Raw genomic sequence first — 19220 nt, 5'->3', positions numbered from 1 at the left:
CGATCAGAACCAGATGCTGAGGTGCGGCGCGCGCTGCGCGGCGAACATGGCATCGGCCGCCGAGATCGAGCCCGGTGAGCGTTCGTCGACGCGTCCGGCGCGCGCGAGCACCGACGGATGCACCCCGCCGAGGTAGATCGCGCCGAGCTCGCGCACCCCGAGGCGGATGCTTCGAACGCCCTTCGCGGATGCCGCGGCATCCGCCTGCTCGAGGGCGGTGACTTCCGCGCGGCCGGCATCGTCGACGACGAGTTCGAAGCGTCCGCCCGCGATGCCGGCGGGGTCGTCGACCTCGAGCAGGAGTCGACCTGGCGCGCTGTACCGTCGGGCCGTGAGTGCGGTGACCGGGTCGATCACGCGAAGCCACAGGTGGTCGACGACGTCGGAGAACGAGACGGCCCTGGGATCTTCGAGGAGCCAGGGGAGCGGCTCGTCGACCGATCGGAGCAGCCCTCGGGTGCCCGACACGAAGTCCTGCTCGACGAGGAAGCGCCAGAGCGCCCGCTCGGCGTCGTCGGTCGCGGCGGCGAGGAAGTCGAACTCGGCGACGCCCGGCTCGTTCGGCTCGCGCGTCACGCGGAACACGGCGAAGCCCTGCGCCTGGCCCCGCTCGTCGTCGTAGCGCACGACGCGTCGTGCACGGGAGCGCTCGCTGTCGGGGTCGTGGAGGCCGAGCACCCGGTCGAGGAGGCCGGGCCAGCGGTCGATCTCGCCGGGCGTGCGCGCGACCGCGCGCCGGGCGATCGCGGGGGCGGCCTCGCGGATGGACGCCGCATCGACGAACTGCACGCGCCCCGGGGCATCCGGTCCGACCCAGTGCACCCGCCGACGGTCGACGTGGACGGTCGACGCACGTGCGGCCGGTGCGTAGCCGTACCGACCGTAGATCGTGGCCTCCGTCGCGGTGAGCATCGCGAGCGCGGCGCCGGCCGCACGTGCGTTCTGCAGCTCGGCGAGCATGAGGGCCCTCGCGATGCCGCGTCGGCGATGCGTCGGCGAGACCGTCACCGAGCTCACCGCCCAGGCATCGACGCTGCGCCCGCCCGGCACGCTGAGCCCGGTCGGCCAGCTCGAGACGGTGGCGACGGGAACGGCCGGATCGACGATGCTCGAGTCGTACACGCCATGCACCCGCCGGTCGGCGAGCACGCCGAGGTCGTAGTCGAGATCGACCTGCCGCGGTCGGGCGTGGTGGAACCCGCGGAAGTCGGCCTGGACCCATGCCGACGCCGCCGCGGCGTCGCGCGTGTCGACGAGCCGATAGTCGAGTCCCCTCGCTGCGAGCGAGGCGAGTGCCGCGGAATCGGCGGGGAAGCCCTGCAGGTCGAACGACATCAATCCATCGTAGTCGTGACGCCCAGCGGTGAGGTAAGGGCCGCCGGCCGGCCCGTACCCGGGTCAGTGCATCCGATAGTCGGGGAGGCTGTCGTCGGTTGCGAAGGTGTCGGTCATCCACATCATCGTGCGGTACATCAGGGGGTTCGCAAAGGTCCAGTCCCGCATCCGGATGCGCCCGGTCGACGGCGGAGCGAGGAACGGGCCGGCGTTGCCGGAGCGGGCGATCTTCGTGGGCTTCCGCATGCGGCGGTCGTACGCCGCGAACGCCGCCGCGTGATCACCGCCAGCGGCGTTCAGTTCGCCGGCGAGGATGTACGCGCCGATGAGCGCGAGCCCGGTTCCGAATCCACCGAGCGTGTTCGCGTAGCCGGCATCGCCGACGAGCGCCGCGCGACCCCGCGTGAACGAGGTCATCCGGGTGCGCGCGAGGGCGTCGAGGTAGAAATCGGATGCCGCGCGGCTGGCCTCGAGCGCAGCGGGCACACGCCATCCGGCGCCCGCGAATGCGGATTCGAGGAAGGCGCGCTGCGACGCGATGTCGCGCCGGTCGTAGTCGGGCCGTTCGGCGCGGAAGACGAACAGGTTCGGCGCCTTCTGGCCGCCGAGGAGTGCCAGCCGACCGGGCTCGTTGTACCCGTAGGCGATGCCGCGCCCATCGGGGAGCCTCGTCTCGAGGTCATCGAGTGGGGCTTGCCCGCTCGCGACCGCGTAGTAGAACCCGCGTGTCTCGACGTACCGGTCCTCCGGCCCGAATGCGAGACGTCGTACCGCGGAGTGCACGCCATCCGCACCGATCACGAGATCGAACCGCTCGTCGGGTCGACGAGCGAAGGCGACGTCCACGCCGGCATCCGACTCGGTGATCGCGGTGATCTCGTCATCGAACACGTAGTCGGCGTCTGCGGCGGACTGTGCGAGCAGGATGCCGGCGAGGTCGCCGCGCAGGATCTCGACGTCGCCGCCGATGAACTCGCCGGGCACGACGGCGTTCACATGGTCGTTCGCGTCGACCATGCGCCAGTCCGTCTTCGCGGTCTGCCGTGCGTGCACCTCGTCGAGGATGCCCATGCGGGTCAGCAGCGCGTGGTGGGTCCGTCCCTTGAAGTCGACGGCCTGGCCGCCCGCACGGGCGGCCGGCGCCTTCTCGACGACCGTCGCGTCGAAGCCGTTGCGGCCGAGCCAGCGCGCCAGCGCCGGGCCGGCGATGCTCGCACCGGAGATGAGGATCTTCGTGGTTGCCATGTGTGCCTTCCTTCGTCCACTAATTGCGTCCTATGGACACAATAACGTGATCGCGTACAGTGGACGCAATCAGTTCGGAGGAGCATCGTGACCGAGGGTGAAGTCGACGCGGCGTCGCGGGTCGCAGCCGCGGTGTTCCTCTGGGCGCAGCCGTCCGGGCGTAGGCCCGGGCCGAAGCCGAAGTACACGCTGGACGGCATCGCCGAGGCCGCGATCGCCATCGCGGACGAATCCGGGCTCGACGAGGTCACGATGCAGCGCGTCGCGGAACGACTCGGCACCACGAAGATGGCGCTCTATCGCTACGTTCCCGGGCGCGCGGAGCTCGACGCGGTCATGCTCGACACCGCACTCGGCGCACCCGTCGTGGCCGATGAGGCGCACTGGCGCCCTGCGCTGATGGCGTGGGCCACTGGAGTCCACGATCGCGCCATGACGCACCCGTGGATCGTCGAACTCGTGCAGCGGCCGCATACGCCCGGCCCCCGCGAGCTCGCGTGGTTCGAGGCCGGTCTCGGCGCGATGGTCGAACTTCCCCTTCGCGGCGGGGAGAAGCTCGACCTGCTGACCCTCCTCGTCGGCCACGTGATGTCGCTCGTCCGCCAACGCGATTCCTCAGGCGCGCCCGAACAGCAACTCGCGGCGAACCTCGCGTCGATCCTCGCCACTCGCGCCGAGCTCTATCCGTGGACGGCGAGCGCGTTCGCCGAAGCCGACGATGACGGGGCGCGCGACGACGCGCTGCGATTCGGCGTCGAGCGCGTGCTCGACGGTGTCGCTTCGCTCGTCGCCGAGCGCGCGGCATCCTCGTCGTCTCATTCCTGATCGCTGAGCACGGCAGCGCGGCGGCGCGCGCTGTGGGCGACCGGGCTCGTCGTCGGGAGAGTCGAACGGTGGCGCACCTGATCGAATGTGTGATATTCACGAATCACACAAGTTCTCACATTCGAGAGGTCGGCACATGGTTGCAGCGGCACGTCACGACGCCATTCTGAGAGAGCTCGAGCTCCGTGGCTCGTTGCGCATCTCCCAGTTGGCAGGGCGCATGGGCGTCTCGGCCATGACCTTGCGCCGGGATCTCGCCGAGCTGGAGGAACGTGGACTCCTGGTCCGTGCACACGGCGGTGCGGTCTCGAATGCCGTCGCGCAGCAGCAGGCCTCGGCGGGGGAGCGGAGCGGGTCGCCGGTACGGCGGCCGGTGGCCACGATCGGCATGGTCACGCCGTCGGCGAGCTATTACTTCCCGCAGGTCATCCGAGGCGCGAGCGACGCTGCGCGGGAGCTCAACTGCCGCCTCGTGCTCGGGACGACGAACTACTCGGAGCGCGAAGAGCTCCGCCAGGCAGAGCGCCTCATCGCCGGCGGCGTCGACGGCCTGATGATCACCCCGCGCAGCGGGCTCGTCGAGGGAACCGAGTTGCACGCGCTCCTCGTCGACGCACCGATCCCGGTCGTCCTCGTCGAGCGGAGCGTCGACGAACGACACGCCGGCCGACTCGAGTCGGTGCGGAGCGACCACGCCTACGGTGCCGAGCTCGCGGTGCGGCACCTCGTGGATCGGGGGCATCGCAGGATCGCCCTCGCCGCCCGGGAGGCGGCGACGACCACCGGCCTCACCGACGGATACGAGCGCTCCATGGCGCGTGCAGGCCTCGGCGACGAGGCGTTCCGATGGCGACTGCCGGATCCCAAGGTCGGCACGGACTCCACGATCGATGCGCTCGAGGCGTTCCTCGAGGAGTGCGGGCGACGGGAGGTCACCGCGGCACTGATGCTCGGCGATGTCGATTCCATGGCCTTCGCCGATCTCGCCGTCGAGCGCGGCATCCGGATCCCAGAGGACTTCTCGCTGGTCGCCTACGACGACGAGTTCTCGGCCTACGCGGCCGTCCCGCTGACCGCGGTCGCGCCGCCGAAGCACGACCTCGGCGACGCGGCGCTGCGACTGTGCTTCGACCGTATCCGGCAGCGGGAGGGCGCCGGGCACGCGGTGACCAGGATGGCGCTGCTGCCGACCCTGATCGAACGTGAATCGACCCGCCAGATCGCTTCCTGAATGTTCTGAAATGTTCGATATGCGCGATTTTCTTGCAGACGGTTCGTGAAGCGGGTTCAGTAGCAGGCACGCTTCACATTCACGCTTCACATTCAAAGGAGAATCCGATCATGAACCTGCGTCGCACCTCGTTCGCCGCGGCAGCGCTGCTGTCCGCCGGCGTGCTGCTGGCCGGCTGCGCGGCATCCGCCGCCCCCGAGCCCGAGCCGACCGCGGCCGAGAACCCCACGGGTGACATCACGTTCTGGTCGTCGCTCAGCGGCATGGCCGACGTCGCCGCCGCGTTCAACGCGAGCCAGGACGACATCACCGTGAAGTTCGAGGAGATCCCGAACGCCGCCAACGGCGGATACACCAAGCTCTCCGCGGCGATCGAGTCGGGCACCGGCCCGGACGTGGCCGGCATCGAGTACGTCAGCCTTCCCGGGTTCGCCGCCTCAGAACAGGTCGTCCCGATCGACGACGTCGTCTCCGAAGACGTCCTCGGCGAGTACAGCGAGCAGGTTCGCGAGCTCGTCACCTTCGGCGACGCCACCTACGGCATGCCGTACGACGCGCCGCCGCAGATCATGTGGTACCGCCAGGACGTGCTGGACGCCGCCGGCGTCGACGTCCCGACGACGTGGGAGGAGTTCGAGGACGCCGCGCGCGCTGTGAAGGCCGCGAACCCGAACGCCTACCTCACGAGCTTCTTCACGAACGAGCCGCAGCTCGCGCCGCTGTCGTGGCAGGCCGGCAGCAAGTGGTTCAGCGTCGAAGACGACAAGTGGAAGGTCGCGATCGCCGACAAGGCCAGCACGAAGGTCGCCGCTTACTGGCAGAAGCTCATCGACGAGGGCCTCGTCAAGGCGCAGCTCGGCTTCAGCGACGAGTGGACGGCCGACCTCAACAACGGTGTCGTGAACGGCTGGGTCGGCGGCTCCTGGAGCGCGTCCGGTCTCAAGACCCGCACCGAGGCATCCGGTCAGGCCGGCAAGTGGATCGCCGCAGTGCCCCCGTCGTGGGGCGACGAGCCGACCGGCGCGCTCAGCGGCGGCACGAGCTTCGCGATCACCGAGAACTCGAAGAACCAGGCCGCGGCCGCGAAGTTCCTCGAGTACCTGACGACCGACCCCGCAGCCGTCGAGGCTCGTGGAGAGGTCGGCACCGCCTACCTCGCCTACCCCGGCCTGAACGAGGTCGCCAGCAAGGTCGCACCGACCGACTACTACGCGAACGACATCTACGAGGTCTTCGACGAGGCGTCGGCGAGCGTCGTCGGCGGATGGTCGTGGGGCCCCGACTACGACATCACGAACACGGCGATGCGCGACGCGGTCACGACGGCCCCGACGCTCGGCGACGCGCTCGAGCAGACGCAGTCCGCGACCGTCGACGGGCTCGAGCAGCTCGGGCTCGACGTCACGGAGTAGCAACCTCCGGTGCCGGCAGGGCCACCCTGCCGGCACCGTGAACCGAAGGGCATGACCATGAGCGTCAGAACCAGTGGGCCGAGAAGGTCCGCGACCAAGCGACGGCCGATCCAGGGCACCGGCGGCCGCACCGCGACGATCTTCCTGGTGCCGTTCTTCACTGTCTTCCTCGTCGCGATGATCGCACCGGTCATCTACGCGGTCGGGCTGAGCCTGTTCGCCGAGCAGCGGAGCGGGCTCGGATTCGGCGGCGCCGAGACGGTGTTCGTCGGCCTCGGCAACTACGCCGACGTGCTGGCGAACGACACCTTCATCGCCGGCTTCGGCCGGCTCGCGCTCTACTGCGTGCTCTACGTGCCGACGCTCCTCGGCGTCGCCCTCGGCTTCGCCCTCCTGCTCGACGCCGTCGTGGCCAAGGCCAAGCGCGCGTTCCAGCTCCTGCTCTTCCTGCCGCACGCCGTGCCCGGCGTGATCGCCGCCCTCATCTGGGCCTACCTCTACACGCCCGGCGTGAGCCCGATCGTCTCGGCGCTCGCCACCGGCGGCATCCAGATCGACTTCCTGTCGGTGCACATGGTGCTGCCGTCGATGGTGAACATCGCGGTGTGGGAGTGGGCGGGATACAACGTCATCATCCTGTTCACGGCACTCCAGTCGGTGCCGCGGGAGGTCCTGGAGGCCGCCCGTGTCGACGGAGCCGGGGAGATCCGGACGGCGTTCTCGATCAAGACCCCGCTCATCGCCCCGGCGCTCGGCGTCGCGCTGCTGTTCACGGTGATCGGCTCGCTGCAGTTGTTCACCGAGCCGAAGATCCTCTCGACCGCGACGACCGCCGTCACGAGCACGTGGGTACCGAACATGTGGGCGTACGACGCCGCGTTCAACCGCAACAACCTGCCGCAGGCCGCTGCCGCCTCCATCATCCTCGCGCTCCTCGCGGGCCTGCTCTCCTGGGTCGTCACGCGCTTCACCTCGAAGGGGACCTCCCGATGAGCACGACATCCTCGGTCGCGCAGCCGACCTCGGCCGCGCCGCTCGCCCCCGCCGGGACCACGGGCGACCGCCCGGTTCGCCGGCGACGCCGTCCACTCGGCGGCGGGATCGGCGCCACGTTCGGCGTCAACGGCCTCCTGGTCCTCGGCTCGGCGTACATGGTGCTGCCGCTGCTCTGGCTCGTGTTCGCCACGACCAAGGACGCCTCGGCGCTCTACGGCAGCGACGCGTTCACCTGGGGCGGCGCGTTCTTCGCCAACCTCGAACGCCTGCTCACCGAAGACGGCGGGATCTTCATCCGCTGGCTCGGCAACAGCGTGCTCTATGCCGCGGTCGGCGCCATCGTCGGCGGGTTCGTGGCGCTCATGGCCGGGTACGCCTTCGACAAGTTCGAGTTCCGCGGCAAGAACACGCTGTACGGAACGGTCCTCATCGGCGTGCTCATCCCGAACACCGCGACGGTCATCCCGCTGTACCTGCTCGCCGCCTCGCTCGGCGTGACGAACACCATGTGGGCGGTGCTGATCCCGGCGTTCTGCAACCCGTTCAGCGTCTACCTCGCCCGGGTCTTCAGCGCCGGGTACCTGCCCGACGAGACGCTCGAGGCGGCGCGGGTCGACGGCGCCGGGCCGATCCGGAGCTTCTTCAGCATCGGCCTCCCGATGCTCGTGCCCGGTTTCGTGACGATCGCCCTCTTCCAGTTCGTCGCCGTCTGGAACAACTTCATGCTGCCGCTCATCATGCTGCAGGATCGCCAGCTGTTCCCCACGAGCGTCGGCATCTTCCTCTGGCAGAGCCAGGTGCAGCAGAACCCCGAGTACCTCCCCCTCGTGATCGCCGGTTCGTTCCTCTCGGTCGTGCCGCTCGTGATCGCCTTCGTGATGCTGCAGCGCTTCTGGCGTTCGGGCCTCTCGGCCGGGAGCGTCAAGTGATCGCGCCCGGCGTGCGGGTCGCCTTCGCCATGGCGCCCGACGTCCGCGAGCGGGTTTTCCCCGCCGCTCGCATCGCGCGGATCGAGGAGATCGCGGAGGTCGTCGGATTCCTCAGCGAGTTCGACTCGGATGCCTCGCGCCGCGTGCTCTCCGAGGCTGACGTGCTCGTGACGGGGTGGGGCGCCCCGTTCATCGACGCCGCCGTGCTCGACGCGGCGCCGCGCCTGACGGCGGTCCTGCATTCGGCGGGCACGATCAAGCCGTTCCTGTCCGATGACGTGCTCGAGCGAGGCATCCGGGTCAGTACTGCCGCGTCCGCGAACGCGGTGCCCGTCGCGGAGTACACCGCAGCGATGATCGTCCTCGCCAACAAGAAGGTGCTGCCGATCGCCGCGAGGTATCTCGCCCTCCGCGAGGAGTTCGACGTGGAGGCGGCGTTCCCCGGCATGGGGAACTACGACAAGCGCATCGGCATCGTGGGCGCCTCGAAGATCGGGCGCAAGGTCATCGAGCTGTTGCGCGTGTACGAGCTCGACGTGGTCGTCTACGACCCGTACCTGTCGGAGGACGATGCGGAGGGCCTCGGCGTCGAGGCGGTCGGACTCGACGAGCTGCTGTCGACCTCCGACGTCGTCTCGGTCCATGCACCGTCGCTACCGGCCACCCACGGCCTCATCGACGCGCGCGGCATCGGGCTGATGCGCGCCGGTGCGACCCTGCTCAACACCGCACGGGGCGAGATCATCGATCAGGAAGCCCTCACCGAGCGGGTCCTCGCCGGCGAGCTCTTCGCGATCCTCGACGTCTCCACGCCGTGGGTGCTCGCCGCCGATCATCCGCTGTACGGCCACGAGCACGTGCTCCTCACGCCGCATGTCGCGGGATCCCTCGGGGTCGAGCTGGGTCGCCTCGCCGACGTGGTCCACGACGAGCTCCAGCGCCTCGTCGACGGACGGGACCTCGCGCACGAGGTGGAAGCGGACCGGCTCTCGATCACGGCGTGATTCCGGCGTGACTCCGGCGACACGCCGATGCCGGGCACCCCGATCACCTCGGGAGGCGATCGGATCGGCGTGTTCGCATCTGTGTGGATTCCTCGTTGCCGGGAAGTCTCGGAGATTCCCCTCCGTTTCGTGGCGAAGACATGAGCCCAACCGAACCGCATGTTCGTGTTTGTGCGTTTTGTTGCAGTTTGGTCCCGAAGCGGCTTGTCTATTCTCCGGCTGCACTGCTCGCCACCGGACCGAAGGAGTTCTGATGCCCGCAACCCCCACATTCACCCGCCGCCTCGCCCTGCAGGTGGGCGGTGCCGGCAGCCTCGCGGCGATCGCGGCCCTCGTCTCCGGTGGGCCGGCCCACGCATCCGAGACGCCGTCGGTCACCCGTGCCCCGCTCGGTCCGACCATCACCGATCTGGGGCCCGCCGTCAGCCAGTTCGGTCTGATGAGCGCCGTGCTCGTCGGCGACACCGTCTACATCGGCTCGCGCAACATCGTGCCGACGGGCGTGGTCGCCTTCCACCTCCCCACTCGCACCGTCACGGCGACGACGAGCGTGTCGACAGGGCACAGCATCCAGGCGATGGCGGCCGACCCGACCGGGAGATACCTGTACTTCGGCGTTCTCCAGAAGGCCAGCGGCCCGCAGCCGAACCTCTACCGCTGGGATCTCAGCACGCCCGACGTGCCCGCGGCGCCGATCGGGGCGATCGGCGACCGTGACGTGCGCGACCTCGCCGTCGCCCCCGACGGAGTGCTCTTCGCCGTCGGCGGCGGCGGCCCCGCCGTTGCGCCCGCCCTCTGGCAGTTCGATCCCGCGGTCGGCGTCGTCGCCAGCCTCGGCGTGCCGGACCCCGCCTCCACGCTCGCGCGCGCCGTCACGGCGACGGCCTCGGCGGTGTTCGTCGGCGGCGGCACGACGTTCGGCGGCGGCGGCAGCGCGACGCGCTCGTCGCTGATCGCCTACGACCGGGCGGCGGCGACGTTCAGCCAGGTCGCTCCGGCCGAGTTCTCGGCCGACCCCAGCATCCGCGACCTCGCGATCGTCGGCGACCGACTCGTGGCCACCACCGCGGCGTCGACCGAGTCGTCGAAGGTCGCCCTGATGGACCTGGCCGACCTCTCGTCGTACGCCGTCGCGACCTCGATCGGCAAAACGGCGAAGAACCTCACGAGCGACGCCGGCACCGTCTTCTTCGCGAACGAGACCGAGATCCTCACCTATTCGACGACGACCAACACGATCGAACGGCTCGACCTCGGCACGCTCGACCTCGGCGAGGTCTGGGGCGTCGACGCACGCGGCGGCAAGCTGTACGTCGTCTCGGCATACGGCTTCGTCGCCGACATCGACGTGGCGTCCCGTGCCTGGAGCACCACCGACCTCGGCGAGGCCGGAGCGCCGGTCAGCGCGCAGGCCTGCATGGGCATCGCCGTCGGCGCCGGCTACGCCTACGTGGGCGGCAACGGCGTGATCGCCCGCCACACCCTTGCGACCGGCGAGGTCGTGAACCTCCGGGCGAAGGGCGAGGCCAAGGACGCCGACGTCGTCGACGGCGTGCTGTACACCGGCCAGTACAACTCGCAGGGCATCTGGTCGTACGACCCGTCGACGGGTCAGGATGCGAAGCAGGCGGCGAAGTTCGCCTCGGAGCAGAACCGGCCGCTCGACACGACCTGGGACGCGGTCAACGGCCTGCTCCTCGTCGGCGTGCAGTCCGACACCGAGGGCGGCGGCTCGTTCTGGACGTTCGACCCCGCGAGCGGGGCCTCGACGAGCGCGATCGACCCGATCGACGACATCCAGCTCGTGCGCGCGATCGCGACGGCCGACGGCATCGCCTACCTCGGCGGTGACAACGCCCAGAAGACCGGATCGCGGGGCACCGTCGTCGCGTGGGATCCGGTCGCGGGCGCCGAGCTCTGGCGCATCGAGACCGCGCAGGCCAACGGCATCGCCGCCCTCGCCGTTCGAGGACGCCACCTCTACTGCCTGACGATCAAGGGCGCTCTCGTGGTGATCGACCGTGCACGGCGCACGATCGTGCACACGGCCGACCACGGCACGCTCTGCCCGGGCTTCGCCGCGATGGTCGAGAAGCACGGGGTCGTGTACGCCGTGTCCGACACGACGCTGTTCCGGTTCGATCCGAGGACGTTCGCCGTCACCGTGGTCGTTCCCGAGATCAACGGCGCCTGGTACAGCGGCTCGCACCTCAACGTCGACGAGGTCGGGCGCATCTACACCCTGCGTGCACGCAACCTCGTGCAGGTCGAGGACGCGCCGGTGAAGGTGGCGGTGCAGACCTCGACGCGCTCGATCGGTGGGCGCGTCGTCGTCGCCGTGCGGGCGCAGAACGGCGAGGACGTTCCCGTGGCGATCGAGTTCGAGTCGGACTTCGGCACGAAGTCGTTCCCGGCGGTGGCCCCGGGTGGCAGTGCCACGCACACCTTCACGACCCGATCGCGATCGATCGACGCCGGTGCGGTCACCGTGCGCGTCGAGGCGAGCATCGCGGATGCACCGTACGGAGCCACGATCGCGGCCCCGTACGGCGCGACCACCGCGAACTGACCGAGCAGAACGCTCATTCGACGTCGCTGCGCCCCGGTGTCTCCCCGCCCGGGGCGCAGCGACAATTCAGCTGCGCCCCGCGCGAGGTCAGGCGGAGACGGCGCTCAGGGCCGGGGCCACGACGGCGTCGAACGACGACGCGGTGCGGGCGACGACCTCGGGCCACGGGGTGGCCCAGATGGCCTCGTTGAAGAGCTCGACCTCGATGTCGCCGGTGTAGCCGGCCGACTCGACGGCCGTGGTGAACTCGGCGAAGTCGATCACGCCGTCGCCCGGGTAGTGCCGCGCGAGCAGCACGTCGGCCGGCAGGGGCGTCGCCCAGTCGCACACCTGGTAGCTCGCGATACGACCGGATGCCCCGGCGCGCGCGATCTGCTCGAACACCTCGGGGTCCCACCACAGGTGGAACGTGTCGACGACGACGCCGACGGTCGCCGCGTCGAACGGCTCGGCGAGGTCGAGCGCCTGCTTCAGCGTCGAGACGACTGCTCGGTCGGACGCGTACATGGGATGCAGCGGCTCGATCGCGAGGGTGACGCCGGCGGCGGCCGCGTCGGGGGCCAGCTCCGCGAGCGCGTCCGCGACCCGCGCGCGTGAGCCGGCCAGGTCGGTCGTCCCGCCCGGGATGCCGCCGGCGACGAGCACCAGCACGGCGGCCGACCCGGGCGCACCGGCGGCCGCGAGCGTCGCCGTCTCGTCGATCGCGCGTCGGTTCTCGTCGAGCGCCGCGCGGCGTTCCGAGCCCTCGGGGAGCGTGAAGAACCCGCCGCGGCAGAGACTCGAGACGCGCAGTCCTGAATCGGCCAGACGACGTGCGGCCGACTCGAGGCCGACGGCCTGCACGGGCTCGCGCCAGAGTCCGATCGACTCGTACCCGGCCTCCCGTGTCAGGCGCAGGGCTTCGTCGAGGGGCGCGTGCTTGATCGTCGCCTGATTCATCGACAGGCGCGGGTGGACGGTCATGCGTTGACCTCCATCGCGTGCGCCGCCGAGCCGGAGTCCGAGCTCGCGGCGACCATGGTCGCCGCGTTCGGGTCGATCCCGTTGATGCGGAGCATCCCGTGCCACCGCTCGGCGGCAAGCTGCGGCTGCTCGAGTGCGCCCGACGCGTTCGCGAGCTCCACGATGCGCGACAGGTGCGGCAGGCTCCTCGCGGCGTGCAGCCCGGCGACCATCTGGAATGCGGACTGGTGTCCGTTCAGCCAGGCCAGGAACGCGACGCCCGTCTTGTAGAAGTACGTCGGGGCGGCGAACACCTGCCGGGAGAGGGCCTCCGTGGGGCCGAGGATGCGGTGGTACGCCGCCTCGTCGCCGGCGTCGAGCGCCTGGATCGCGGCCGATGCGTTCGGGGCGAGGGCCGCGAACGCGCCGAGCAGGGCATCCGAGTGCCCTGCGTCGTCACCCGCGATGAGACTCACGTAGTGGAAGTCGTCGCCCGTGTACATCCGTGCCGTGCCGGGCAGCCGGCGACGCACCGCGATCTCGGCGTCGGCGTCGAGCAGGCTCATCTTCACGCCCGAGACCGTGTCGGGGTGCTCCGCGATGAGCTCGACGAGCACGTCGGCCGCGGCATCCGTGTCGGCTGAGCCGAAGTACCCGGACAGCTGCGGGTCGAACGCGGTGCCGAGCCAGTGCAGCACGACGGGTCCGCTCGCAGCGCCGAGCACGTCGCGGTAGACGCGGCGGTAGTCGTCGGCGTTCTGCGCCGCACGCGCCAGGTGCCGGCTCGCCATGAGCACGGCGCCGGCTCCGGCGTCCTCAGTGTGGTGGAGCTGCGCCTTGTACGCATCCGCGATCGCGTCGAGCGAGGCGTGCTCCGTCTCGAGGTGGTCGGTGTTGACGCCGACCACCACCGCGCCGCCGACCGAGGCCGCCTCGGCGGCGCTGCGCGAGATGAGCTCACGCGTGGCTGCGGCGTCGAGGCCCATGTTGCGCTGCGCGGTGTCCATCGCATCGGCGACGCCGAGCCCCCACGACCAGACGTGGTGCCGGAACGCCAGCGTGGCGTCCCAGTCGATCTCGGCCGGCCGGCCGGGCGTGTTGTCGGCGAACGGCTTCGGCACGACATGCGCGGCCGCGTAGGCGACTCGCGAGCGCAGCGGCGCGTTCGGCTTGGTGAAGGCGGGCGCCTCGGCGAGCGGCGCCGCCGCGAGCGTGCCGTTCGCGTCGAGCAGGGTGAGCGCCGACACGGTCAGCGCACCTCGGCGAGCTGCGGTGCCGCGGACTCGGCCGCCGAGGCATCCGCTGCCCCGTCGAGGGAGACGACCGGGATGTCGATGCGACGGCCAGCCTTGGAGCTCTCGAGCCCGGCTTCGGCGAGCAGCACGCCGCGCGCGCCGGCGAGGAAGTCGAACTCGTTGGGCGCGTCTTCGACGACGTGGCGGATGAACTCCTCCCACTGCGTCTTGAAGCCGTTCTCGAACTCGCGGTTGCCGGGGCTCTCGATCCAGTCGCCGGCGTAGTCGTGCGCGTCGGCGAGGTCGGGGTTCCAGACGGGCTTCGGGGTGGCGTTCCGCGGCTGGATCTTGCAGCCGAAGAGGCCGACGACGGCGGACCCGTGCGTGCCGTCGACCTGGAACTCGACGAGCTCGTCGCGGTTCACGCGGGTGGTCCAGCTCGAGTTGAGCTGGGCGACGACGCCGCCCTCGAGCTCGAAGATCGCGTAGGCGGCGTCGTCGGCGGTGGCCGGGTAGGCCTCGCCGCGCTCGTCGATGCGCGCGGGGATCTCGGTGACGGCCTTCGCGTACACGGACTCGACGCGGCCGAAGAGGTTCTCGAGCACGTAGTTCCAGTGCGGGAACATGTCGACGATGATGCCGCCGCCGTCCTCGGCGCGGTAGTTCCAGCTCGGACGCTGGGCGGGCTGCCAGTCGCCCTCGAACACCCAGTAGCCGAATTCGCCGCGCACGCTGAGGATGCGTCCGAAGAAGCCCGAGTCGATGAGGCGCTTGAGCTTCTGCAGGCCCGGGAGGTAGAGCTTGTCGTGCACGACGCCGTTCTTGATGCCGGCCTCCTCGGCGAGGCGGGCGAGCTCGAGCGCCTCCTCGAACGACTCGGCGGTGGGCTTCTCGGTGTAGATGGCCTTGCCGGCCGCGATCGCCTTCTTGATGGCCTGGGCGCGCGCCTTCGTGACGAGGAAGTCGGCGTAGATCTGCCAGCGGTCGTCGGCGAGCGCCTCGTCGAGGTTCGTCGCGTAGTGCTCGATGCCGTGCTTGGCGGCGAGGTCGGCGAGCTTCTTCTCGCTGCGGCCGACGAGGATCGGCTCGACCTGCACGCGGGTCTCGCCGTCGGCGAGGAGCACGCCGCCCTGTTCGCGGATCGCGAGGATCGAGCGCACGAGGTGCTGGCGGTACCCCATGCGGCCCGAGACGCCGTTCATGATGATGCCGATGGATTGGGGGGCGGAGTGGTCGACCATGTGCTTCGTCCTTCTCGAGTCGTCGGCCGGCGGCGAGGTGCCGTCGATGCTGCCGGAAAGCGTTTACCCGAGAGTAGAACAGAGCAGGCGGATCTGCAACATCACGGTGCGCGAAGCAGTCGCGGCGGCGCGGCAGTGCGCGGTGCCGCAGGCGGATGTCGCGGGGCTCGGCGGTGCGCGGTGCCGCCGGCGGATGTCGCGGGGCTCGGCAGTGCGCGGTGCTGGAGACGGATGTCGCGGTGCGTGCGGCGATCGCCGCGGTTCCGGGCGCGACCACGGATGTCGCGGAGGCGTCGCGCGGCGTGGCGCCGCGACGTGCTCAGCTCGCGCGAGTCGGCGTGGACCCCCGCAGCACGACCTCGGCGCGAACCGGCAGCTCGTCGCCCTCGTCGAGGGTGCCGAGTGCGAGGCGCAATGCCCGGCGGCCGATCTCCTCGAGGGGGAGCCGGACCGTGCTGAGCGGGGGAGTGACGTCGCGCGCGGTCGGGATGTCGTCGAACCCGGCGATGGCGATGTCTCGCCCGGGGACGAGCCCGGCGTCGCGCACAGCGGACATCGCGCCGACGGCCATGACGTCGTTGGCGGCGAACACCACCTCGAGGTCGTCGAGGCCCTGCTCGATGAGCGTGCGCATGCCGTCGTAGCCGCCGTCGCGGGTGAACGCCGGGCGCACGATCCGGGCCGGGTCCAGCGCGATCCCCGAGGCGGCCAGCCCGGCGATGAATCCGCCGAGGCGATCCTCGGCCGTTCGCAGCCCCTCGGCGCCGGTGAGCGCGGCGAAGCCGCGGTAGCCCGCCTCGACGAGGGCCCGTGCGAGCGACTCCGCCCCGGCGGCGTTGTCGAGCGGCACGCTGCGGTAGGGCGCCTCGACGGCGCCGATGAACGCCACTCGGCCGCCGTTCGCCTCGAAGGCGCGCAGCTCCTCGGCGAGCAACGCCGAGGCTGCGTCGCCGGCGCGTCGTGATGCCGCGAGGATCATGACCCGGGGCCGCTGGCCGCGGAGGCTCCGCACGAGCTCGAGCTCGCGTTCCGAGTCGCGCTCGGTCGCCGCCATCGTGACGATGAGGCCTTCGTGGTCGGCCTCGCGAACCACTCCGGCAGCGATCTGGGCGAAGTAGGGGTCCGCGATGTCGGCGACGAGCAGCGCGACGGTCGTCGAGGTTCCGCGGGCGACGGCCTGGGCGGAGAGGTTGGGGGAGTAGTCGAGCTTCGCCGCGGCCGCGAGCACTCGCTGACGGTACTCCTCGTTGACCTTCCGGGTGCTTCCGTTGAGCGATCGTGACGCGGTGGCCAGCGAGACGCCCGCTTCGCGTGCGACGTCGTGCAGCGTCGCCGGTGCGCGCCGCTCGCCGCTCGTGCCTCCGGCGCTCATCGTGCCTCCCGTTCGGTGCGGTGCTTCTGCGGCTCGACCCTATCGCGCGCGGTGCCCGGGTTTGGCCGCTCGTCGCTCGCCTGATAGGAATTGTGCCATGGAGGACAACGCTTTCCCGTCGCGCACGGCCGAAGCGGCCGGTGATCGCGGCCCGGCCGCTCACGGCGCGCGATCCGGCGGCGGCGATAAGATGCCTGAAACGCGAGGAGGCGCCATGCGTGCCGTCATTCTGAACGGATCCGGTCGCTACGCCGATCCCTGGCACCCGCACACCGAGACGAGCGAGGCGCTCGCCGAACTCGTCGCGGAGGCCGGGTTCACCGTCGACGTCGTCGACGACATCGACGCGGTGGTCGCGTCCCTTCCCGACGAGATCGCGCTCATCGTCGTGAACGCCGGCGACCCGCATGGCCCGACGCCCGAGGGCGAAGCCGTCGCCCCGCCGGAGGGCTCCGTCGTCGCCGCGGCGAACGCCGCTCTCGAAGCGGCGATCGAGCGTGGCGTCGGCATCCTCGCGATGCACACCGCGGCGGCGAGCCTGCGCGACTATCCAGCGTTCGAACATGCGCTCGGCGCCCGTTGGGTTCGCGACCGTTCGTGGCATCCGCCGATCGGCGAGGCCGCCGTGCACCTCGTGGGCAATCATGCGATCGCCGAGGGCCTCGAGGACTTCACCGTGTTCGACGAGCGGTACACCGACTTCCGGCTCGACGACGTGATCGAACCCATCTCCGAGCACGAGCACGAAGGCGTCCGCCATCCGCTCGTGTGGGCGCGGGAGTTCGGTCGCTCGCGCCTCGTCTACGACGCCCTCGGCCACGATCCTCGCTCCTACGAGTCCGCCGGCCACCGCGCCCTGCTCGCGGCCTCACTCGAATGGCTCGCACACGTGCCGGCGCCGACGGCGAACGAGCGGTGAGCCGGGTCGTCATCGCGCCCGACTCGTTCAAGGGCACGGCGCATGCAGCGGATGCCGCGTCGGCCATCGCGCTCGGATGGCACTCGGTGCGCGCCGCCGACGAGGTGGTCACCCGCCCGATGGCAGACGGCGGCGAAGGCACGCTCGACGCCTTCGAGGCGGCGGTGCCCGGCGCGCGGCGGATGCCGGTCACGGTGCGCGGTCCGGTCTCCGCGCCGGTGCGGACGCACTGGCTCCTGCTTCCCGACGGCACGGGCGTCGTCGAACTCGCGGCGACGTCTGGCATCACGCTGCTCGACCCGCTCGCACCGCTCGACGCGCACTCGACGGGCTTCGGCGAGGCGATCGTCGACGCGCTCGACGCGGGGGTCGAACGGCTCCTGCTCGCCGTGGGCGGCAGCGCCTCGACCGACGGCGGCGCGGGCGCGCTCTCGGCCCTCGGCGCTCGCTTCCTCGATGCCGAGCGGCGCGAGGTGGCTCTCGGCAACCGCGGCCTCGGCCGTCTCGCCGCCGTCGATCTCGCGGGGCTGCGCCCCCTGCCGCCGGGCGGCGCGGTGATCCTCGGCGATGTCACGAACCCGTTGCTCGGCGAGCAGGGCGCGGCCGCTATCTTCGGCCCGCAGAAGGGCGCGGATGCCGCGACCGTCGGGGTGCTCGATGACAACCTCGCGCGATTCGCGCGCCTCGTCCCAGGCCTCTCGCCGGAGACTCCGGGGGCCGGCGCAGCCGGCGGAGTCGGCTTCGGCCTGCTCGCCTGGGGTGCTGACATGGGCGGCGGGGCTGCGCTCGTCGCCGACGCCATCGGGCTCGCCCGCGACCTCGTGGGCGCCGATCTCGTCATCACGGGCGAAGGCAGGTTCGACGGCCAGTCCGAAGCCGGCAAGGCGCCGAGTGAGGTCGCCCGGCTCGCGGCGGCGACCGAAGTCCCGGTCGCACTCGTGGCAGGTGCGATCACGGCGGAACCACGCGGCTTCGCAGCATCCGTCGCACTGACCGGGCTCGCCGGCGGAGCGGAACCCGCGATGGCGGATCCGCTGCGCTGGCTCGAGGCCGCCGGCGCGCAACTCGCGAGCGAGACCGGGGTCGTCGTCGCGAGCTGAGCGACCCGCGCGCGTGTCAGGTGTGGTGCAGGCCGGGGTGCGGCTTCGGCGGCTCCGTGCGGACGAACTTGCCGTGCCGTTCGGCGGCATCGTGCTCATCGGGATGCGCCTCGGTCGACGTGTAGTCTCCGACGCTCGACTCGTCGTCGGCAATGCCGTCGCTGCGGGTGTACTCGCCCGCGACCGTGCGCTCGTGGGGCCCCTCGCCGTCGACCTCGGTGTAGCTGCCCTCGAGGTCGTCGGTGGCATCGACCGAGTCGGCGGGTGCACCCGGTTCCTCGGAGGACTGCGGATCAGCGGGTCGGTTCGATTCGGACATCATCGCTCCCTCATCGTTGGTCGGGGCGCCGTCATCGGGGCGACGTCTCGACCCCATGCTATGTCTCCATGCCGAGAAGGGAAGGGGTGCCGCGGTGCCTCGCAGCGAAACGTCAGCGGAGGAACAGTCGGGCGTTCGCCTGTTCGGCGTCGGAATACTGCATGGCTGCCACGCCGAGCGCGCGATTGAGGCCGGCGAGGCTCTCCTCGACCTGCAACTGCGTGGCTCGCCAGTCGGCGACGGCGCCCTGGAAGGCGGTCGAGGCCTGCCCCGACCACGACGACTGCAGCCCCGTGAGCTGGCCGAGGAGCGATGCGACCTCGGACTGGATGCGCCCGATCGTGCCCTGCACGGTCTGGGTGGCGGCGGAAACCTGTTCGGCATCGACCTGGTAGACGGCCATCTCGGCCCCTTTCGTTCGGTGTGCGCGCCACGTTACGGGGCGGCGGCGGAACGAGCGGCAGACGGGCGGCGGCTGTAGCCGGACATCCGCCGTCGGTCGCCTGTCGAGGAGGAGTGCGCGGCTCAGTCGGCCGTGACCGACTT

17 protein-coding genes are annotated in these 19220 nt (G+C 70.8%); 9 read left to right on the top strand and 8 right to left on the bottom strand.

All coding sequences use genetic code 11. The features are described 5' to 3' along the window. Nucleotides 1-3: 3 nt before the first annotated feature. Both ESP57_RS06120 and ESP57_RS06115 read right to left on the bottom strand, forming a co-directional pair. Nucleotides 4-1335, bottom strand: a complete 1332-nt coding sequence (locus ESP57_RS06120; protein WP_115963003.1) for a GNAT family N-acetyltransferase — start codon at nucleotides 1333-1335, stop codon at nucleotides 4-6. 63 nt (nucleotides 1336-1398) lie between these two features. Continuing rightward, nucleotides 1399-2580 carry an FAD-dependent monooxygenase gene (locus ESP57_RS06115; RefSeq protein WP_129230929.1) on the bottom strand — a complete coding sequence of 394 codons (1182 nt, stop codon included), beginning with the start codon at nucleotides 2578-2580 and terminating at the stop codon, nucleotides 1399-1401. A gap of 87 nt (nucleotides 2581-2667) precedes the next feature. Between ESP57_RS06115 and ESP57_RS06110 the strand changes: the two genes are divergently transcribed. The 7 genes from ESP57_RS06110 to ESP57_RS06080 all read left to right on the top strand — a co-directional run bounded on the left by ESP57_RS06110 (nucleotide 2668) and on the right by ESP57_RS06080 (nucleotide 11546). Then, on the top strand, nucleotides 2668-3405 hold the full coding sequence (locus ESP57_RS06110) for a TetR/AcrR family transcriptional regulator (protein WP_207904496.1): 738 nt from the start codon (nucleotides 2668-2670) through the stop codon (nucleotides 3403-3405). Between the two features lie 136 nt (nucleotides 3406-3541). After that, complete coding sequence (locus ESP57_RS06105; protein WP_158556791.1) at nucleotides 3542-4636, top strand: substrate-binding domain-containing protein; 1095 nt, start codon at nucleotides 3542-3544, stop codon at nucleotides 4634-4636. 110 nt (nucleotides 4637-4746) lie between these two features. Then, a complete protein-coding gene (locus tag ESP57_RS06100) occupies nucleotides 4747-6048 on the top strand; it encodes an ABC transporter substrate-binding protein (RefSeq protein ID WP_129230928.1) in 1302 nt (433 codons plus the stop codon). A gap of 57 nt (nucleotides 6049-6105) precedes the next feature. Further along, entirely contained in the window at nucleotides 6106-7041 is a 936-nt protein-coding gene (locus tag ESP57_RS06095; protein WP_235507585.1) for a carbohydrate ABC transporter permease, read from the top strand. Next, nucleotides 7038-7973 carry a carbohydrate ABC transporter permease gene (locus ESP57_RS06090; protein ID WP_129230927.1) on the top strand — a complete coding sequence of 312 codons (936 nt, stop codon included), beginning with the start codon at nucleotides 7038-7040 and terminating at the stop codon, nucleotides 7971-7973. Before ESP57_RS06095 ends, ESP57_RS06090 begins: the two co-directional genes overlap by 4 nt. Continuing rightward, nucleotides 7970-8977, top strand: a complete 1008-nt coding sequence (locus ESP57_RS06085) for a hydroxyacid dehydrogenase (protein WP_243648430.1) — start codon at nucleotides 7970-7972, stop codon at nucleotides 8975-8977. The genes ESP57_RS06090 and ESP57_RS06085 overlap by 4 nt, the downstream gene beginning before the upstream one ends. A gap of 253 nt (nucleotides 8978-9230) precedes the next feature. Then, a complete protein-coding gene (locus ESP57_RS06080; protein WP_129230926.1) occupies nucleotides 9231-11546 on the top strand; it encodes an outer membrane protein assembly factor BamB family protein in 2316 nt (771 codons plus the stop codon). A gap of 87 nt (nucleotides 11547-11633) precedes the next feature. Here the strand turns inward: ESP57_RS06080 and ESP57_RS06075 are convergent, their stop codons facing one another. From ESP57_RS06075 to ESP57_RS06060, 4 genes are all read right to left on the bottom strand, one after another. After that, on the bottom strand, nucleotides 11634-12509 hold the full coding sequence (locus tag ESP57_RS06075) for a sugar phosphate isomerase/epimerase family protein (RefSeq protein WP_129230925.1): 876 nt from the start codon (nucleotides 12507-12509) through the stop codon (nucleotides 11634-11636). Then, nucleotides 12506-13735, bottom strand: coding sequence for a DUF993 family protein (locus ESP57_RS06070; RefSeq protein ID WP_129230924.1), 1230 nt, complete (start codon nucleotides 13733-13735; stop codon nucleotides 12506-12508). Before ESP57_RS06070 ends, ESP57_RS06075 begins: the two co-directional genes overlap by 4 nt. Nucleotides 13736-13737: 2 nt before the next feature. Then, nucleotides 13738-14964 carry a Gfo/Idh/MocA family protein gene (locus ESP57_RS06065; RefSeq protein ID WP_129230923.1) on the bottom strand — a complete coding sequence of 409 codons (1227 nt, stop codon included), beginning with the start codon at nucleotides 14962-14964 and terminating at the stop codon, nucleotides 13738-13740. Nucleotides 14965-15283: 319 nt separating this feature from the next. After that, on the bottom strand, nucleotides 15284-16336 hold the full coding sequence (locus ESP57_RS06060; protein WP_129230922.1) for a LacI family DNA-binding transcriptional regulator: 1053 nt from the start codon (nucleotides 16334-16336) through the stop codon (nucleotides 15284-15286). Between the two features lie 214 nt (nucleotides 16337-16550). Between ESP57_RS06060 and ESP57_RS06055 the strand changes: the two genes are divergently transcribed. Both ESP57_RS06055 and ESP57_RS06050 read left to right on the top strand, forming a co-directional pair. After that, nucleotides 16551-17255, top strand: a complete 705-nt coding sequence (locus ESP57_RS06055; protein ID WP_165877390.1) for a ThuA domain-containing protein — start codon at nucleotides 16551-16553, stop codon at nucleotides 17253-17255. Next, on the top strand, nucleotides 17213-18355 hold the full coding sequence (locus ESP57_RS06050; protein WP_207904495.1) for a glycerate kinase: 1143 nt from the start codon (nucleotides 17213-17215) through the stop codon (nucleotides 18353-18355). The genes ESP57_RS06055 and ESP57_RS06050 overlap by 43 nt, the downstream gene beginning before the upstream one ends. Nucleotides 18356-18371: 16 nt before the next feature. Here the strand turns inward: ESP57_RS06050 and ESP57_RS06045 are convergent, their stop codons facing one another. Next, nucleotides 18372-18674 (bottom strand): hypothetical protein, encoded by a 303-nt coding sequence (locus ESP57_RS06045; protein ID WP_129230920.1) that lies wholly within the window; start codon nucleotides 18672-18674, stop codon nucleotides 18372-18374. Nucleotides 18675-18786: 112 nt separating this feature from the next. Continuing rightward, nucleotides 18787-19077 carry a WXG100 family type VII secretion target gene (locus ESP57_RS06040; RefSeq protein ID WP_056004859.1) on the bottom strand — a complete coding sequence of 97 codons (291 nt, stop codon included), beginning with the start codon at nucleotides 19075-19077 and terminating at the stop codon, nucleotides 18787-18789. Between the last annotated feature and the right edge of the window lie 143 nt (nucleotides 19078-19220).

The sequence above is a fragment of the Agromyces fucosus genome, from assembly GCF_004134865.1.
GTDB lineage: Bacteria > Actinomycetota > Actinomycetes > Actinomycetales > Microbacteriaceae > Agromyces > Agromyces fucosus.
The sequence above is the reverse complement of the archived record's forward strand: the minus strand, read 5'-3'. Positions and strand labels throughout refer to the sequence as shown.

What these genes read in the sequence shown, in the direction of transcription:
- ESP57_RS06050 (WP_207904495.1), top strand. Translation starts at nt 17,213, where the DNA reads ATGGCTCGCACACGTGCCGGCGCCGACGGCGAACGAGCGGTGAGCCGG.
- ESP57_RS06095 (WP_235507585.1), top strand. Translation starts at nt 6,106, where the DNA reads ATGAGCGTCAGAACCAGTGGGCCGAGAAGGTCCGCGACCAAGCGACGG.
- ESP57_RS06120 (WP_115963003.1), bottom strand. Translation starts at nt 1,335, where the DNA reads ATGTCGTTCGACCTGCAGGGCTTCCCCGCCGATTCCGCGGCACTCGCC.
- ESP57_RS06100 (WP_129230928.1), top strand. Translation starts at nt 4,747, where the DNA reads ATGAACCTGCGTCGCACCTCGTTCGCCGCGGCAGCGCTGCTGTCCGCC.
- ESP57_RS06075 (WP_129230925.1), bottom strand. Translation starts at nt 12,509, where the DNA reads ATGACCGTCCACCCGCGCCTGTCGATGAATCAGGCGACGATCAAGCAC.
- ESP57_RS06105 (WP_158556791.1), top strand. Translation starts at nt 3,542, where the DNA reads ATGGTTGCAGCGGCACGTCACGACGCCATTCTGAGAGAGCTCGAGCTC.
- ESP57_RS06060 (WP_129230922.1), bottom strand. Translation starts at nt 16,336, where the DNA reads ATGAGCGCCGGAGGCACGAGCGGCGAGCGGCGCGCACCGGCGACGCTG.
- ESP57_RS06065 (WP_129230923.1), bottom strand. Translation starts at nt 14,964, where the DNA reads ATGGTCGACCACTCCGCCCCCCAATCCATCGGCATCATCATGAACGGC.
- ESP57_RS06040 (WP_056004859.1), bottom strand. Translation starts at nt 19,077, where the DNA reads ATGGCCGTCTACCAGGTCGATGCCGAACAGGTTTCCGCCGCCACCCAG.
- ESP57_RS06080 (WP_129230926.1), top strand. Translation starts at nt 9,231, where the DNA reads ATGCCCGCAACCCCCACATTCACCCGCCGCCTCGCCCTGCAGGTGGGC.
- ESP57_RS06045 (WP_129230920.1), bottom strand. Translation starts at nt 18,674, where the DNA reads ATGTCCGAATCGAACCGACCCGCTGATCCGCAGTCCTCCGAGGAACCG.
- ESP57_RS06055 (WP_165877390.1), top strand. Translation starts at nt 16,551, where the DNA reads ATGCGTGCCGTCATTCTGAACGGATCCGGTCGCTACGCCGATCCCTGG.
- ESP57_RS06115 (WP_129230929.1), bottom strand. Translation starts at nt 2,580, where the DNA reads ATGGCAACCACGAAGATCCTCATCTCCGGTGCGAGCATCGCCGGCCCG.
- ESP57_RS06090 (WP_129230927.1), top strand. Translation starts at nt 7,038, where the DNA reads ATGAGCACGACATCCTCGGTCGCGCAGCCGACCTCGGCCGCGCCGCTC.